The organism is Aeromonas sp. CD, assembly GCF_033349375.1.
GTDB lineage: Bacteria > Pseudomonadota > Gammaproteobacteria > Enterobacterales > Aeromonadaceae > Aeromonas > Aeromonas hydrophila.
In genome coordinates, this window is record NZ_CP137631.1 from 834,441 (window position 1) to 850,020 (window position 15,580).

Genomic DNA, 15,580 nt, shown 5'->3' on the forward strand with positions numbered 1-15,580 from the left:
TGAATTAAAGGGGGAGGAATCTCCCCCTAATAGCAGGATTATTCGTAGACAGCAGTTGTATGAAGTAATTGATCTGCAAAAGTGAAAATTTCATCTATTGAGTCAATCGGGTGTCTAGTTTCTTTCTTTTCAGCGTCAAACAGCCCTATATACTTTTGGCGAGAGTTAAAATGTAATCTGCAAAGTGGTTTTCGGTTATTATCATCAAGCAGAATCCCAAAATAACTCTGGGTATCCCTCGGCGCAATTCTAGCAACATCAAATTTCTGTCTGAGAATAGCTTTTACAACGTTGAATGCTTCCATTTCTTCAATAGTTGTATCTACTCTAGATTTTTCTTTGTTGTTATCATTTTCACTGTTGTCATTCGGTAGCTCACTCTCTGAGGCTGATGAGACAGACGAGGTGCTGACACTGTTACCTATTGCAGATTTCAATCTGGCATTGATGCTATCGTTGAGGAACTGATTCAGAGCTTTCTTGGTGATATCCGTGAACGACTGTTTTACCCTGGCAGTAAGTACACCATCATAAATTCGAGACGCAAAAAATTTGACAAAATCTTCCTCTGGAGAGGCGAACTGCTCAGCAAGTAGTTTCTTTATCTGGCTAAGATATTTAAGTTCTCCAGCTGCATCAACAACTGACTCAACATCGAAAGCTGTTTTAGTCAGTTTTAATACCTCAGGAACTACATGCTCATCTATGTCCTCAAGATCAAGTGTCAGAAAAGGTTTTTCATCCATTTTATTCGGCGCATCCAAGTCGGTATAAAACTCATATTGAGCGCCATTAGTGAGAATGCCAATTCTGGCATTGGTTACCGAGAAATAACGGAAGAGTTGACCTGAGTGCTTTGCAGACAGTTTTTCACTGTATTTTTTACATTCAACCAAAATTTGAACTTGACCATCCTTGAGGATGGCATAGTCAACCTTTTCTCCCTTTTTGATACCGGTGTCTGCGGTGAACTCAGGGATTACCTCGGTGGGGTCAAAGACATCGTAACCGAGAACGCGGTTGAGAAACGGCATGACAAAGGCATTTTTGGTCGCTTCTTCAGTCGTGATCATCGATGACTGTTGAGCAATTTTCTTGGATAGACTCTGTAGCTGTTCTGAAAAATCCATTTCTTCCTCTCTGTATGGCGGCAAAGTTCTACTTTTTAACGCTATATTCCCCACCATCATCCCTGGTCAGAATAATGGGGGACAGATACCCATAACCTCTGCTTATATTCAGCAAAGCGCCATACGATTCCAAGGCTTGTATTCTTGAAACAGGATCTAGCTCACCGCTATTGAGTTTTATATGGAGAATATTTGTCCATTGTTGCCCCGAGCAATGAGAAGGGGCGCCTCGGCGCCCCTTCTGTTTATTCCCCCAGCAGCTGTTGCCAGACTGCCAGCACATGGCCGCGCTCCGGCAGCAGCCTGTCGTCGCCCACCTTGCGGGAGACCTCGGAGAGGTTGAGGCGATGGCCGAGGTTGCGGATCTCCAGATAGGCATGCTTGAGCCCCTCCGCCTGCTCCAGGGTCAGCACCCCCGCCAGCACGCACTCATCGAAGATGCGCACGTTATCGGACCAGCGAGTGAGCGCCTCGGGTTCGCCGCAGGCATGGGCCAGCACCAGGTATTGAGCGATGAACTCGATGTCCACCATGCCGCCGGGGGACTGCTTGAGGTCGAACTCGCCGGCGCCCGCTTTGAGCAGGTGATCCCGCATCTTGTGGCGCATCTCGCGCACCTCGCGGGCCAGCGTCGGCAGCTCGCGCTCCTTGGCCAGCACGGCGCGGCGGATGCGGGCAAACTCGGCGATCACCGCCTCATCGCCATAGATGGGGCGGGCCCGCACCAGCGCCTGATGCTCCCAGGTCCAGGCCTCGTTTTGCTGGTACTGCTCGTAGGCCGCCAGCGACGAGACCAGCAGGCCTGAGTCGCCGGAGGGGCGCAGCCGCATGTCGATCTCGTAGAGGATGCCGGACGGGGTGCGGGTGCTGAACAGGTGCAGGATCCGCTGGGCCAGGCGCAGGTAGAACTGGCGGCTGTCGATGGGCTTGCGCCCGTCGGTGTAGCTGTTGGGGTCGCCACCGTGCAGGAACACCAGGTCGAGATCCGAGCCGTAGCCGAGCTCGATGCCGCCCAGCTTGCCGTAGGCCACCACCGCAAAGCCGCGCTGGCCGCTCACCGCCACCTCGGGTGGCACCCCGTAGCGCTCGCTCATCTGGGCCCAGGCCTGATTGACCACCTCCTCGGTGATCGCCTCCGCCAGCCAGGTGAGGTGGTCGCTCACCTTCATCAGCGGCAGGGCGCCGGCGATATCGGCCGCCACGATGCGCAGCAGCTGCACCTGCTTGAACTGGCGCAGCGCCTCCATCTGCTGCTCCACGTCCTCTTCGGGGATGCGCAGTAGGAACTGGCGCAGCTGGGGCTTGTACTGATCGAGTGGGGTGGGGTGGTAAAGGTGCTGGGGATCGAGCAGCTCGTCCAGCAAAATGGGGTAGCGGGCCAGCTGCTCGCTCACCAGATGGCTGGCGTCGCACAGCCGCACCAGCTGGCGCAGGGCGCCCGGGTTCTCCGCCAGCAGTTGCAGATAGGCGCTGCGGGTGAAGATGCGGGTCAGCAGCTCGCACACCCGCTCGAACAGGCGGGCAGGTTGCTCGCTGGCCACCACCAGTCGCAGCAGCTCCGGCATCAGCCAGTCCAGCGCGATGCGCCCCTGCGGACCGACCTGACGGCGCTTGTACTCCTCCTTGAAACGCAACAGGGCGGTGCAGAGCGAGGCGGGCTCAGCCACCCCCTGCGCAGTCAACAGTTGCTCCAGCTCGGCGGCGTCGAGCTCAGTGCGCCAGAGATCGAGCCAGAGCTGCTCCAGATGGGCGGGGGCCTCTTTCTCTTCCCCCACCACGGCGGCGAACTCCTGATGGACGGCCGCCATCTCCTCGTCCAGGTGAGCCATGAAGGCGCCCCAGTCGGCAAAGCCGAGGGCGGCGACGAGCCGCTGGCGATCCCGCTCCTCGGTGGGCAGGGTCTGGGTCTGTTGATCGCCGATCTCCTGCAATATGTTCTCGACCCGGCGCAGGAAGCGGTAGGCCGTCAGCAGGCGGTCGCAATGGGCGGATTCGAGGGCGCCGCACTGGGCGATGGCGGCCAGCGCCTCCGGCAGGTGGCGCACCCGCAGCGCTGGCTCACGCCCGCCGCGAATAAGTTGCAGCGCCTGGGCGATGAACTCCACTTCACGGATGCCGCCGGCCCCCAGCTTGATGTTGCCCTCTAGCCCCTTGCGGCGCACCTCGGCAGCGATCATCGCCTTCATCTGGCGCAGGCCGTCGATGACGCCGAAGTCGATATAGCGGCGAAACACGAAGGGGCGCAGCATCTCGGCCAGCTCCACTGCATGTTCGCACTGGGGGCCCAGCACCCGCGCCTTGATCATGGCGTAGCGCTCCCAGTTGCGGCCGTGGTGCTGGTAGTAATCCTCCATGGCGGCAAAGGAGATGGCGAGCGGCCCCGCGTCGCCAAAGGGGCGTAAGCGCATATCGACCCGAAACACCTGACCGTCGACCGTGCTCTGGTGCAGGGCGTTGATGATGCGCTGGCCCAGCTTGATGAAAAATTGCTGGTTGGCGAGCTCGCGCCGCCCGCCGACCGTGTAGCCGTTCTCGGGGAAGGTGAAGATAAGGTCGATGTCCGAGGAGAAGTTGAGCTCACCGCCCCCCAGCTTGCCCATGCCGAGGATCAGCAGCGGCTGCGGATTGCCGTTGCCATCCATCGGGGTGCCCAGCTCGCCGCACTGCTTGGCGTAGAGCCAGTCGCGGGCCGCGCAGATCAGCGCATCCGCCAGCTTGGTGAGGTGGACAAAGCTCTCTTCCACCGCCGCGTGACCCAGCAGCTCGCGCCAGGCGATCACCAGCATGCGGCTGCGACGGAACTGGCGCAGGATGCGCTTGAGCGCCTCCTCGTCATCCACCTCGGCCAGCAGGGCGGTCAGATCGCTCTGGTAGGCGGGCCAGCGTTCGGAGCGCTCCAGATCTCCGGAGGCCATCAGTTGCCCCAGCAACTCCGGCTGTTTGAAGAGGGAATCGGCGACAAAATCGGAGAGGCCGAGCAGGGTCAGCAGGGTCTGGCGCACCGGCTCGGGCTGCGTGCCGTAGTCGGGGGCCAGTTCAATCAGCCGTTGCCAGTGGCGCTGGGCCAGCTCCTGCAGCAGGGGGGAGAAGGCGGAGAAAGAGGGAGAGTGCTGGGCCACGGTTGCCGTCCTTGTGATTAACGAAACTGCCGGATAAAAAGCTGGTTGCCAATCTAGCACTGTCGGGCCCCCGCGTCACAGCGCAGGGGCGAGAAGCATGATCCGGCGGGAATTATCGGCAGCTAGCCATTCAGGTGCGCTGGTAGATATCGGGGTGGTAGATCTCCATCAGGCTGCCGGGGCTGGCGGGTGGCACGAAGCCGAAACCGGCGTAGAGGCCGTGGGCATCGGAGGTGGCGAGGGAGAGACGACGCAATCCCTGCAACTCGGGATGGTCGAGCATGGCCGCCACCAGCGCCTTGCTGTAGCCGCGGCCGCGATACTCAGGCAGGACAAACACGTCGGCCAGATAGCCGAAGGTGGCCTTGTCTGTGATGACCCGGGCGAAGGCGACCTGCTGAGCGCCGAGGTAGCCGCCAAAGCAGAGCGAATGGTTGATGGCCCGCTGCAGGGTGGCAAGGGGAATGCCGCGACACCAGTAGGCCTCTTCAGACAAGAAGCGGTGAATGAGCGGCACGTCGAGCCGTCCCTTGTCGGCGCTGATTTCAAGCGCACGTTCTGTGGTCTGCATCCTGGCTCCTTGCCGCGATGAAAAAAGAAAGGCCCCTCGTGGGGGCCTTCCAGTCTAACCGGATTGCGGCGTTCAACAACAGCGGCCCTGTGTCAGGCCAGCTTGAAGGCCTGGATATGGGTATCCAGGGTCTGGCTGTGGCGCTCCACCAGTTCGGAGGCCTCCTGCAGCTCGCGCAGGACGACCACGGAGCCCTCCACCACCTGCTTGACCTGCTCCAGGTTGCCGCTCATCTCCTCGGCCACCGAGCTCTGCTGCTCGGAGGCGGCGGCGATCTGGCGGTTCATGTCGGCCACCCCCTGTACCCGCTGCACTATGGTGGCGAGCTGGTCGCCGGCCTGGGTCACCTGCTCCACCCCCTTGTCGGCCTGCTGCACGCTCTGGGCCATCAGTTCGGCGGCCTGGCGGGCATTGCCCTGCAGCTGCTCGATCATCTTCTGGATCTCGACGGTGGCGGCCTGGGCCCGGTTGGCCAGTTCGCGCACCTCGGACGCCACCACCGCGAAGCCACGGCCGGCCTCGCCGGCGCGGGCGGCTTCGATGGCGGCGTTCAGCGCCAGCAGGTTGGTCTGCTCCGAGATGCCGCGAATGGTATCCACGACGGAACCGATCTGCTCGACCCCCTGTTCCACCTGATTGACCACGGTGGAGGAGCGCTGAATGTTGCCGGAGAGAGTATCTATGGTGTTGACGGTGGCGGCCACGCAGCGGCTGCCCTCCTCGGCCAGCAGGCTGGTCTCTGCGGTGGCGTGGGAGGCCTGCTCCGCATGGGCGGCCACCTCGCGAATGGCGCCCACCATCTGGCTCATGGCGCTGGCCAGCTGTTCAATCTGGGTGAACTCCTCGCTGATGGCCTCGTTGGCCTCCTCCATGCAAAGGGTGACCTGGGAGGCGATGTCGTTGAGCTCCTTGCAGGCGACGCGCTGGGTACCGAATACCTCCTTGAGGTTCTCCTGGGAGTGGGCCACCGCCTTGGCGATGTCACCGAACTCGTCACGGGACTTGAGCAGCACCCGGTGGCTCAGATCCTTGCGGGCGAAGCGCTCCAGCAGGCCCACCAGATAGTGCACCTGCTTGACCATCAGGCGCGAGCCGGTCAGCAGCAGCACCACGAACAGCAGCCCCATGATGGCGGTCTCCATCAACCCGGTCCAGAGCAGGCTGTTGGCGATAGTGTCCGCCTTGTCGGGCGCGATGCCTTCGCTCAGCAGGGTGGTTTCCAGGTTGCTGGCGTCGAACCAGAGCTTGACCAGCAGAAGCACAGTACTGAACACCATGAGCAGTACCACTTTGGGTACCAGCCGGATATTGCTCATTCGCCTCTCCAGCGGGTTTAACTGCATAATATTTCTCCTTTTAATGACCGGTTTTCCTTTGTCCTCAGGACTATCGGCATTATCTTCCTTTTTATTAATTCGCACCGTGCCTAAAGTGGGAAAATGTATGCGACATCACTTAACTCATCTGCGCGCCATGGATCTGCTGATGGCGTTTCTGTCGGTGATCTCGGTTTTGCTGGTCACTGCCCGCTGGTGGGGGCATGCCCAGCTCACCCCCCAGACCCTGCAGCTGTTCTATGACGTCGACAGTCTGATCTGCTACTTCTTCCTCGCCCACTTCGCCTATGGCTGGGCCCGCGCCTCTGACCGGATGGCCTTCTTCAAGGCCAACTGGTTCTATCTGCCGGGCAGCCTGCCGATGGTGGAGCAGCTGCGCTGGGCACGACTCATTCAGTTGTGGCGGGTCTACCGGCTGCTGCGGGATCAGCCGGATCTGCTGGCCATGTTTCGTCGCGAACGCAACGAGACCACCCTCTCCGGCATTCTGTTCCTGTTCTTCCTGCTGCTGGGGGTCGGTTCCGGGGTCATGTATCTGATCGAATCGGGCCAGCCCGGCAGCCAGATCCAGACGCCCTACGATGCGTTCTGGTGGACCCTGGTGACCTTGTCGACCGTGGGATACGGCGACCTGGTGCCCAAGACGGAGCAAGGGCGCTTCGTCGCCAGCCTGCTGATCCTGTTCGGGGTCGGCCTGTTCGGCGCCATCAGCGGTTTCATGGCCAGCCTGTTTCTGCAGCCGGGGCGAGGGGATGGCGAGCTGGAGAAGTGGCGCCATCAGCAGAGTGCGCAGCAGGATCTGTTGTTGCAGGAGCTGCGTGCCCTGCGGGACGAGGTGAAGGCACTGAAACAGAAATAGGCGGCGGCGTCCGGAATGGTCGCGTCGCGGTGCAGACAAGTTGCGAGCCAGCTCTCAGCTCGGGGGGCGCCACTTTTCTTTGCTTGTCCTTTGACCCGCAGGCGGCTTAACATTCGCCAGTCACCTAACCAAACGAAGAGAACCGATCGACCATGCGCGCCCTTCTCGGGATCCTGATCTGCTTGTGTGCCCAACAGGCACTGGCCGATACCCGTTATGTTTCAGACAACATCTTTACCTTTATTCACAATGGTCCGGGTACCCAGTACCGGATCCTTGGCAGCGTCAAGGCGGGTGAGCCGCTGGACGTCAAGGCAGTGAACAACGAAGCCGGTTTCACCCAGGTGGTGGATGGTCGTGGCCGTGAAGGCTGGATCAAGAGCAGCGAGCTGCAGGGCGAGATCAGCCTGCGCGAACGGCTGCCCCAGGTGCAAAAAGAGCTGGAAGAGGCCAAGGCCCGCCTGCTGAATCTCAACGGTGACAACGAGAAACGCTTCACCGAGAAGGATGGCAAGATCGCCGAGCAGAGCAAGGAGATCGCCAGCCTGAAGGCTCAGCTGGCCAGCCAGAGCGAGGAGATGGGCAATCTCAAAGAGCAGAACGACGCCCTGACCCAGAGCTACGACAACCAGGAGCATGACATGCAGATGGACTGGTTCATCCGCGGTGGTGCCATGGTGGGTGGCGGCATCCTGCTCGGCATCCTGTTGCCCATGCTGCCCCGTCGTCGCAGCCGCGGCGATCGCTGGATGAACTGACAACGGCTGTCGGAAGCAGAGTGAAGGGTCGCCATGGCGACCCTTCTTTTTTGCCTTGAGAAAAATTGTATACAAAATAAGGCGATGAATTTTACCTGGTTAGCATATGGCGCCGATATCGTGCGTCATATGAGCCAATCAGCGATCTTTGTTAATAACAGGCAACAATTTCATTTCATCTATGGGGCGATATTGTATACATTATCGGCGTTTCGGCGGCATGGCCGCCTTCGTCGATATCAGCCCTAGGGCGTACAGGAAGACCCCATATGTTCAAAGCTACCCAAGTGCTTGCCGCTGACTATGTTCCCTCCGATCTGGCCGCCCTGCGCGAAGCCATCACCCAGAACTACGTGGTGGATGAAAATGCCTATCTGGCCGAGCTGTCGGCCATGCTGCCGGGGGACGGCGCCTCGCTGGAACGGGTGACCCAGCGTGCTCGCACCCTGGTGACCAAGGTGCGCAAGGAGAGCGGCTCCGGCGACGGCATCGACGCCTTCTTGCAGGAGTACAGCCTGGATACCCAGGAGGGGATCATCCTGATGTGCCTGGCGGAGGCGCTGCTGCGCATTCCCGATGCCGAGACCGCCGATGCCCTGATCAAGGACAAGCTCTCCGGCGCCAACTGGTCGTCCCATTTTCGCAAGAGCGATTCCACCCTGGTGAACGCCTCCACCTGGGGGCTGATGCTGACCGGCAAGATCATCAAGCTGGACAAGAAGCTGGACGGCAACCCGGCCAACCTGCTGGGCCGCATGGTCAACAAGCTGGGGGAGCCGGTGGTGCGCTCCGCCATGTACGCCGCCATGAAGATCATGGGGAAGCAGTTCGTGCTGGGGCGCGACATGAAGGAAGCCCTCAAGGCGAGCCGCAAGTCCCGCGAGAAGGGCTACACCCACACCTACGACATGCTGGGGGAGTCCGCCCTGACCCTGGCCGATGCCGACAAGTATTTCGGTGACTACCAGCGCGCCATCGAGGCGGTGGGCGGCGAGCGCATCAGCGACGGCGGCCCGGCCCCCTCCATCTCCATCAAGCTGTCGGCGCTGCATCCGCGCTATGACGTGGCCAATCGCGAGCGGGTGCTCGGCGAGATGTGCGAGCGGCTGGTGGGACTGGTGCGTCTGGCCCGTGACAAGGACGTGGCCATCAGCATCGATGCCGAAGAGATGGACCGCCTCGAGTTGTCGCTGGACTTGTTCGAGCAGCTCTATCGCTCCGAGGCGAACCGCGGCTGGGGCAAGCTCGGTATGGTGGTGCAGGCCTACTCCAAGCGCGCCCTGCCGGTGCTCTGCTGGCTCACCGGGCTGGCCCGCGAGCAGGGGGACCTGATCCCGGTGCGGCTGGTGAAAGGCGCCTACTGGGACAGCGAGCTCAAATATGCCCAGCAGGCCGGCCTGCCCGGCTACCCGCTGTTTACCCGCAAAGCGGGTACCGACATATCCTACCTCGCCTGCGCTCGCTACCTGCTGAGCGAGCCGACCCGCGGCTTCATCTCGCCCCAGTTCGCCACCCACAACGCCAATACCGTGGTCAGCATTCTGGAGATGGCTGGCGATCGCCAGTTTGAATTCCAGCGTCTGCACGGCATGGGGGAGGAGCTGCACAACGCCGTACTGAACGAACATCCCGGCCTGCACTGCCGCATCTATGCGCCGGTGGGTGCTCACAAGGATCTGCTGCCCTACCTGGTGCGCCGCCTGCTGGAGAACGGGGCCAACACCTCCTTCGTCCACAAGCTGGTGGACCCCAACACCCCGGTCGACTCCCTGGCCGAGCACCCGCTGCGCACCCTCAAGCGCTACTCCAGCCTGGCCAACGATCGCATTCCGCAGCCGGTGAACCTGTTCAGCGACCGCAAGAACTCCAGCGGCGTCAACATGAACATCGTCTCCATCCAGCGCCCCTTCTTCGCCAAGCTGAAGGAGCTGGAGAGCAAGCAGTGGCTGGCGGGCCCCATCGTCGATGGGGAAACCCTCAAGCGCAACGAGGCCCGCGTGGTGCTGAGCCCGCAGGATGTGAGCCAGCTAGTGGGCAAGATCCACTGGGCCGACGAGCAGGCGGTGGAGCAGGCGCTGGCCTCGGCCCATGCCGCCTTCCCGCGCTGGCGCGAGACCCCGGTGAGCGAGCGTGCCGCCGCCATTGAGAAGCTGGCGGATCTGCTGGAGGCGAACCGCGAGCAGTTCATCTCCCTCTGTACCCGCGAGGCGGGCAAGTTGCTGCAGGACGGCATCGACGAGGTGCGCGAGGCGGTGGACTTCTGCCGCTACTACGCGGTGCAGGCTCGTGGCCTGATGGGGCAGGCGACCCTGCTGCCCGGTTACACCGGCGAGATGAACGAGCTGTTCCTGCAGGGGCGCGGCGTGTTCGTCTGCATCAGCCCGTGGAACTTCCCGCTGGCGATTTTCCTGGGACAAGTCGCCGCGGCGCTGGCTACCGGCAACACCGTCATCGCCAAGCCGGCCGAGCAGACCGGTCTCATCGCCCACCTGGCGGTGACCCTGGCCCATCAGGCCGGCATTCCGGGCGACGTGCTGCAACTGCTGCCGGGTGACGGCGCCACCGTCGGTGCCAAGTTGACGGCGGATGCCCGCATCGGCGGCGTCTGCTTCACCGGCTCCACCGAGACCGCCAAGCTCATCAACATGACTCTGGCCCAGCGCGATGGCGCCATCCTGCCGCTCATCGCCGAGACCGGCGGTCAGAATGCCATGATCGTCGACTCCACCGCACTGCCGGAACAGGTGGTGCGCGATGTGGTGAGCGCCGCCTTCCAGAGCGCCGGCCAGCGCTGTTCCGCCCTGCGGGTGCTCTATCTGCAAGAAGAGATTGCGCCGCGGGTGCTGGAGATTTTGACCGGTGCCCTGCAGGAGCTCAAAGTGGGCAACCCGGCCGAGCACAACACCGACGTCGGCCCGGTCATCGACGCCGAGGCCAAGGCCGGGCTGGATGCGCACCTGGTGCACATGATCCCGCGTGCCCGCCTGATCGCTCAGGCGCCGATGCCGGCCGTGACCCTGGGAGGCCACTTCGTGCAGCCGACCGCGCTGGAGATCGGCTCCATCCGCGAGCTGACCCGCGAGCAGTTCGGCCCCATCCTGCACGTGGTGCGCTACGCCGCCCGGGATCTGGACAAGGTGATCAGCGACATCAACGGCACCGGTTACGGGCTGACACTGGGGATCCACAGCCGCAACGAATCCCATGCCGAGGAGCTGGCGAGCCGCATCAATGTGGGCAACGTCTACATCAACCGCAACCAGATCGGTGCCATGGTCGGGGTGCAGCCGTTTGGCGGGCAGGGCCTCTCCGGCACCGGACCCAAGGCGGGCGGCCCTCATTACCTGAACCGTTTCATTACCGAGAAGACCCGCACCATCAACACCACGGCGGTGGGCGGCAACGCCTCCCTGCTGGCGATGGGCGACGCCTGATCGACCGTAACCAACATCAGGCCGCCTGCGGGCGGCCTTTTTCATGGGCGTTCTCATGAGCATTGAAAAGCCGCCATCTTGGGGTCGCCACCCGGCTTGCCGCGTCTTAATATGGTGGCCGGTTGTCACTTTCATCCGTCACCGCCGCCCAGCCCCGGGCGCGCATTCCGACCGACGTCACAACAAAGAGTGCTGCATCTATGCCATTAACCGAACAGGCCCGCTGGTTCGTGCTGGGGGGAGATCACCTTGTCCTGCTGGATGACCAGAGGCGCATTCCACAAGGCCCCCGTGCCTGTCTGCCCAGCCACTTGCAGCATGCTTCCTTTGAGCGCTTTGACGAGTGGGACGGGCTGCCCTGCCTGCTGCTGGATCTGGGGGAGGCGGCTGACACCGAGGCCCTGACCCCACTGCGCCAACTGATGGTGGCCGGGGATGAAACGGGCTTTCAGCTGGCCGGCCGAGCCTGGCAACTCGCCACCTTTCGCCGCACCCACCGCTTCTGCGGCGAGTGCGGCGCCCCCATGAGGCCGAAGGCTGGGGAGTGGGCGCAAGGGTGCCGCCATGGCCACGTCGTCTATCCGCGGATCTCCCCCTGCATCATAGTGGCGGTGCGCAAAGGGCCCGCCATCTTGCTGGCGGCCCACCGCCGTCACTATCAGGCCGAGGATCCCATGTATACCGTGCTGGCCGGCTTCGTGGAGGCGGGGGAGAACCTCGAGCAGTGCGTGGCGCGGGAGGTGTTCGAGGAGAGCGGCATCCGGGTGAGCAACGTGCGTTACGTGGCGAGCCAGCCCTGGCCGTTTCCTCACAGCCTGATGATGGGCTTCACCGCCGATTATGAGAGTGGCGAGATCCGGGTGCAGGACGAGGAGCTGGTGGCCGCCGATTTCTTCGAGGCCGACGGGCTGCCAAGGCTGCCGCCCCACGGCACCATAGCGCGGCGGCTCATCGCGCTCTGCCTCGACGGCCAAGCCTGAGGGATGCAAAGAGGGGCGCTTGTTTGCGCCCCTTCACATCTTTGCACTCCAACGGCGGCGGCAGGCGTTTGAGCCGCCCCCCGCCGCGTACAAAGTGGTATCATATCCGCCATTTTATGCTGGATATGACTCAGGAACTGGGATGAAAGAGCTGAAGAACGATCGTTACCTGCGTGCCCTGCTGCGCCAGGAAGTGGACATGACCCCGGTATGGATGATGCGCCAGGCTGGCCGCTATCTGCCGGAATACAAGGCCACGCGCGCCCAGGCGGGGGATTTCATGTCCCTGTGCCGCAACGCCGAGCTGGCTTGTGAAGTCACCCTGCAGCCGCTGCGCCGCTATCCACTCGATGCCGCCATCCTCTTCTCCGACATCCTCACCGTGCCCGATGCCATGGGGCTCGGTCTCTACTTCGAACAGGGTGAAGGCCCGCGCTTCGAGCGTCCGATCACCTCCATGGCCGATGTGCAGGCGCTGCCGGTGCCGGATCCGGAAGATGAACTCGGCTACGTGATGAACGCGGTGCGCACCATCCGCCGCGAGCTCAAGGGCGAAGTGCCGCTCATCGGCTTCTCCGGCAGCCCCTGGACCCTGGCCACCTACATGGTGGAGGGGGGCAGCTCCAAGGCGTTCACCAAGATCAAGCAGATGATGTATGCAGAGCCGCAAACCCTGCACCTGCTGCTCGACAAGCTGGCCGACAGCGTGATTGCTTATCTCAACGCCCAGGTCAAGGCGGGTGCCCAGGCGGTCATGGTGTTTGACACCTGGGGCGGCGTGCTCACCCCGCGCGATTACCGCGACTTCTCCCTGCAATACATGCACAAGATCGTCGATGGCCTGATCCGCGAGCACGACGGTCGCCGCGTGCCGGTCACCCTGTTTACCAAGAACGGTGGCCAGTGGTTGGAGCAGATCGCCGCCACCGGTTGCGATGCGCTGGGTCTGGACTGGACCACCGACATCGCGGACGCCAAGCGCCGGGTCGGCGACAAGGTGGCGCTGCAGGGCAACATGGATCCCTCCATGCTCTACGCCAGCCCGGCCCGCATCCGCGAAGAGGTCGCCTCCATCCTGGCCGGCTTCGGCCACGGCAACGGCCACGTCTTCAACCTGGGTCACGGCATCCATCAGGATGTGAACCCGGAACATGCCGGCGTGTTCGTCAACGCGGTACACGAGCTGTCCGCCCAGTACCACGGCCGCTGAGCGCCGCCGCCAGCACAGTGAACAACGGGGCCTGCGGGCCCCGTTTTGCTGCCTGCGGCGGGGGCTGCATCCTGACCGCCGCTCGGGTTACACTGCAACCCGGTAGCGGGCGATCGACTGCAGGCGGGCACGGCAAGGTGCACCCGGGCCTGACGCCCCAAGGTCATGGCTGGAGGCAGGATGAGCAACAGGTTGTTGGATTGGGGTATCGACCTTGGCGGTACCAAGTGCGAATGCGTGGTACTGGACGGGGACGAGGTGCTGCTGCGCCATCGCATTCCCACCGAGCGTGCCGGCGGTTATGACCACATGATCGGCCAGATCGCCAAACTGGTGGCAGAGTGTGCCGACAAGATCGGTCAGCGGCCGACCCTCATCGGCATGGGGACGCCGGGGGCGCGGGATCCGCAAACCGGCCTGATGAAGAACTGCAACACCACCGAGCTCAACGGCAAGCCGTTCAAGGAAGATCTGGAGCGCCGGCTCGGCGTGCCCGTGCTGATCGCCAACGACGCCAACTGCTTCGCGCTGGCGGAAACCCATCTGGGGGCGGTGCGCCAGCACCACCCTGATGCCAAGGTAGTGTTCGGCATCATCATGGGTACCGGAGTGGGCTCCGGCATCGTCATCAACGGCCGCATCCTCAACGGTCACCACGGCATTGCCGGCGAGTGGGGCCACAACGTGCTCTCACCCGACGGCCCCGAGTGCTACTGCGGCAAGCGCGGCTGCGTCGAGACCTTCATCAGCGGCCCGGCGCTGGAGGCCTGGTACGAGGCCAAGGCGAAACGTCACCTCTCGCTGGCCAAGATAGCGGCGGCGACGGCTCACGATCACGTGGCCAAGCTCACCATCGATCGGCTGCATCTGCTGTTTGGCCAGGCGCTCGCCAACGTGGTCAACATCCTGGATCCGGATGTGATCGTCATCGGCGGCGGGGTCGGCAACGTGCAGAGCCTGTACAGCGTGGGACGGGAGACTATTTTGCCCTTCCTCTTTAATCCCCGCTTCGCCACCCCCATTATTGCTCCAGCCCTGGGGGACAGCGCCGGGGTATTCGGGGCGGCACTGCTGGCCCGCGGTGAATTTCAGGATGCCCTGCTGTCGTGAGTCAGCCATCCGCTTGTCCCTTTGTCCCAGTTAAGGACCCAGAGTTTTCATGATCAAGATTGCCATCAACGGGTACGGGCGGATCGGCCGCAACGTGCTGCGGGCCCTCTACGAGAGCGGCCGCGACAAGAACATCAAGATAGTGGCCATCAACGAGCTGGCCGCCCCCGAGGCCATGGTGCACCTGACCCGCTTCGACACCAGTCACGGTCGCTTCCACCATCCGGTGCAGCTGGCCGGCAACAGCATGCTGGTGGGGGAGGATCTCATCTCCCTGTTCGCCGAGCGGGATCCGTCGCGCTTGCCGTGGCGGGCGCTGGGGGTGGACGTGGTGCTGGACTGCACCGGGGTGTTCGGCTCGCGGGCTGATGCCGAGCTGCATCTGGCGGCGGGTGCGGGCAAGGTGTTGTTCTCCCATCCGGCCGAGGCGGACGTGGACGCCACCATCGTCTACGGGGTCAACCATCAGGTGCTGACGGGGCGCGAGCGGATCGTCTCCAACGCCTCCTGCACCACCAACTGCGTGGTCCCCGTCATCGAAACATTGCATCGAGAATTCGAGATAAATTGTGGTACTATTACGACAATTCATTCGGCCATGCATGATCAGCAAGTCATCGATGCCTACCACAGCGACTTGCGTCGAACCCGTGCTGCCAGCCAGTCCATCATCCCGGTGGATACCAAGCTGGCCAAGGGGTTGGAGCGGATCCTCCCCCACTTCGCCGGCAAGTTCGAGGCGATCGCGGTACGGGTACCGACCATCAATGTAACGGCAATGGATCTCAGTATTACTGTTCGTAAAAAAGTGACGGTTACTGACGTAAATCAAGCCCTGCAACGGGCATCCAGAGGTACATTAAGCGGTATTCTGGATTACACGGAAGAGCCACTGGTCTCCGTAGACTTTAATCATGATGCTCACTCCTGCATCATTGATGGTACCCAGACCCGGGTCAGCGATGCCAACCTCGTCAAGATGTTGATGTGGTGTGATAACGAATGGGGCTTCGCCAACCGCATGCTGGATACCACCCGGGCCATGATGGCCGCAGGCTGAGAGCCTGCACGG

General features: G+C 62.2%; 11 protein-coding genes. 7 read left to right on the forward strand and 4 right to left on the reverse strand.

Going from position 1 to position 15,580, the window contains the following annotated elements; translation table 11 throughout:
- Nucleotides 1–38: 38 nt before the first annotated feature.
- The 4 genes from R2E40_RS03875 to R2E40_RS03890 all read right to left on the reverse strand — a co-directional run bounded on the left by R2E40_RS03875 (nt 39) and on the right by R2E40_RS03890 (nt 6,163).
- On the reverse strand, nt 39–1,130 hold the full coding sequence (locus R2E40_RS03875) for a type I restriction endonuclease (protein ID WP_016349498.1): 1,092 nt from the start codon (nt 1,128–1,130) through the stop codon (nt 39–41).
- A 245-nt stretch (nt 1,131–1,375) separates the two neighbouring features.
- On the reverse strand, nt 1,376–4,249 hold the full coding sequence (gene glnE / locus R2E40_RS03880; RefSeq protein WP_318164817.1) for a bifunctional [glutamate--ammonia ligase]-adenylyl-L-tyrosine phosphorylase/[glutamate--ammonia-ligase] adenylyltransferase: 2,874 nt from the start codon (nt 4,247–4,249) through the stop codon (nt 1,376–1,378).
- 130 nt (nt 4,250–4,379) lie between these two features.
- Nucleotides 4,380–4,820 carry a GNAT family N-acetyltransferase gene (locus R2E40_RS03885; protein WP_273765562.1) on the reverse strand — a complete coding sequence of 147 codons (441 nt, stop codon included), beginning with the start codon at nt 4,818–4,820 and terminating at the stop codon, nt 4,380–4,382.
- A 92-nt stretch (nt 4,821–4,912) separates the two neighbouring features.
- A complete protein-coding gene (locus R2E40_RS03890) occupies nt 4,913–6,163 on the reverse strand; it encodes a methyl-accepting chemotaxis protein (RefSeq protein ID WP_029302409.1) in 1,251 nt (416 codons plus the stop codon).
- Nucleotides 6,164–6,194: 31 nt separating this feature from the next.
- Here R2E40_RS03890 and R2E40_RS03895 point away from each other — a divergent pair, with 31 nt between their 5' ends.
- From R2E40_RS03895 to epd, 7 genes are all read left to right on the forward strand, one after another.
- Nucleotides 6,195–7,016, forward strand: a complete 822-nt coding sequence (locus R2E40_RS03895; protein ID WP_158197987.1) for a potassium channel family protein — start codon at nt 6,195–6,197, stop codon at nt 7,014–7,016.
- 152 nt (nt 7,017–7,168) lie between these two features.
- Entirely contained in the window at nt 7,169–7,774 is a 606-nt protein-coding gene (locus R2E40_RS03900) for a TIGR04211 family SH3 domain-containing protein (protein WP_011704726.1), read from the forward strand.
- A gap of 269 nt (nt 7,775–8,043) precedes the next feature.
- On the forward strand, nt 8,044–11,208 hold the full coding sequence (gene putA, locus R2E40_RS03905; RefSeq protein WP_318164818.1) for a bifunctional proline dehydrogenase/L-glutamate gamma-semialdehyde dehydrogenase PutA: 3,165 nt from the start codon (nt 8,044–8,046) through the stop codon (nt 11,206–11,208).
- Between the two features lie 200 nt (nt 11,209–11,408).
- The gene (gene nudC, locus R2E40_RS03910; RefSeq protein ID WP_318164819.1) at nt 11,409–12,188 is read left to right on the forward strand and encodes an NAD(+) diphosphatase; all 780 of its coding nucleotides are present in this window, start codon (nt 11,409–11,411) and stop codon (nt 12,186–12,188) included.
- A gap of 142 nt (nt 12,189–12,330) precedes the next feature.
- Nucleotides 12,331–13,398 carry a uroporphyrinogen decarboxylase gene (hemE, locus tag R2E40_RS03915; RefSeq protein ID WP_318164820.1) on the forward strand — a complete coding sequence of 356 codons (1,068 nt, stop codon included), beginning with the start codon at nt 12,331–12,333 and terminating at the stop codon, nt 13,396–13,398.
- Nucleotides 13,399–13,578: 180 nt separating this feature from the next.
- Complete coding sequence (locus tag R2E40_RS03920; RefSeq protein ID WP_039214666.1) at nt 13,579–14,508, forward strand: ROK family protein; 930 nt, start codon at nt 13,579–13,581, stop codon at nt 14,506–14,508.
- 49 nt (nt 14,509–14,557) lie between these two features.
- Nucleotides 14,558–15,568, forward strand: a complete 1,011-nt coding sequence (epd, locus tag R2E40_RS03925) for an erythrose-4-phosphate dehydrogenase (protein WP_010635047.1) — start codon at nt 14,558–14,560, stop codon at nt 15,566–15,568.
- Nucleotides 15,569–15,580: the final 12 nt, after the last annotated feature.

What these genes read in the sequence shown, in the direction of transcription:
- R2E40_RS03875 (WP_016349498.1), bottom strand. Translation starts at nt 1,130, where the DNA reads ATGGATTTTTCAGAACAGCTACAGAGTCTATCCAAGAAAATTGCTCAA.
- R2E40_RS03885 (WP_273765562.1), bottom strand. Translation starts at nt 4,820, where the DNA reads ATGCAGACCACAGAACGTGCGCTTGAAATCAGCGCCGACAAGGGACGG.
- R2E40_RS03890 (WP_029302409.1), bottom strand. Translation starts at nt 6,163, where the DNA reads ATGCAGTTAAACCCGCTGGAGAGGCGAATGAGCAATATCCGGCTGGTA.
- R2E40_RS03900 (WP_011704726.1), top strand. Translation starts at nt 7,169, where the DNA reads ATGCGCGCCCTTCTCGGGATCCTGATCTGCTTGTGTGCCCAACAGGCA.
- putA (WP_318164818.1), top strand. Translation starts at nt 8,044, where the DNA reads ATGTTCAAAGCTACCCAAGTGCTTGCCGCTGACTATGTTCCCTCCGAT.
- nudC (WP_318164819.1), top strand. Translation starts at nt 11,409, where the DNA reads ATGCCATTAACCGAACAGGCCCGCTGGTTCGTGCTGGGGGGAGATCAC.
- hemE (WP_318164820.1), top strand. Translation starts at nt 12,331, where the DNA reads ATGAAAGAGCTGAAGAACGATCGTTACCTGCGTGCCCTGCTGCGCCAG.
- R2E40_RS03920 (WP_039214666.1), top strand. Translation starts at nt 13,579, where the DNA reads ATGAGCAACAGGTTGTTGGATTGGGGTATCGACCTTGGCGGTACCAAG.
- epd (WP_010635047.1), top strand. Translation starts at nt 14,558, where the DNA reads ATGATCAAGATTGCCATCAACGGGTACGGGCGGATCGGCCGCAACGTG.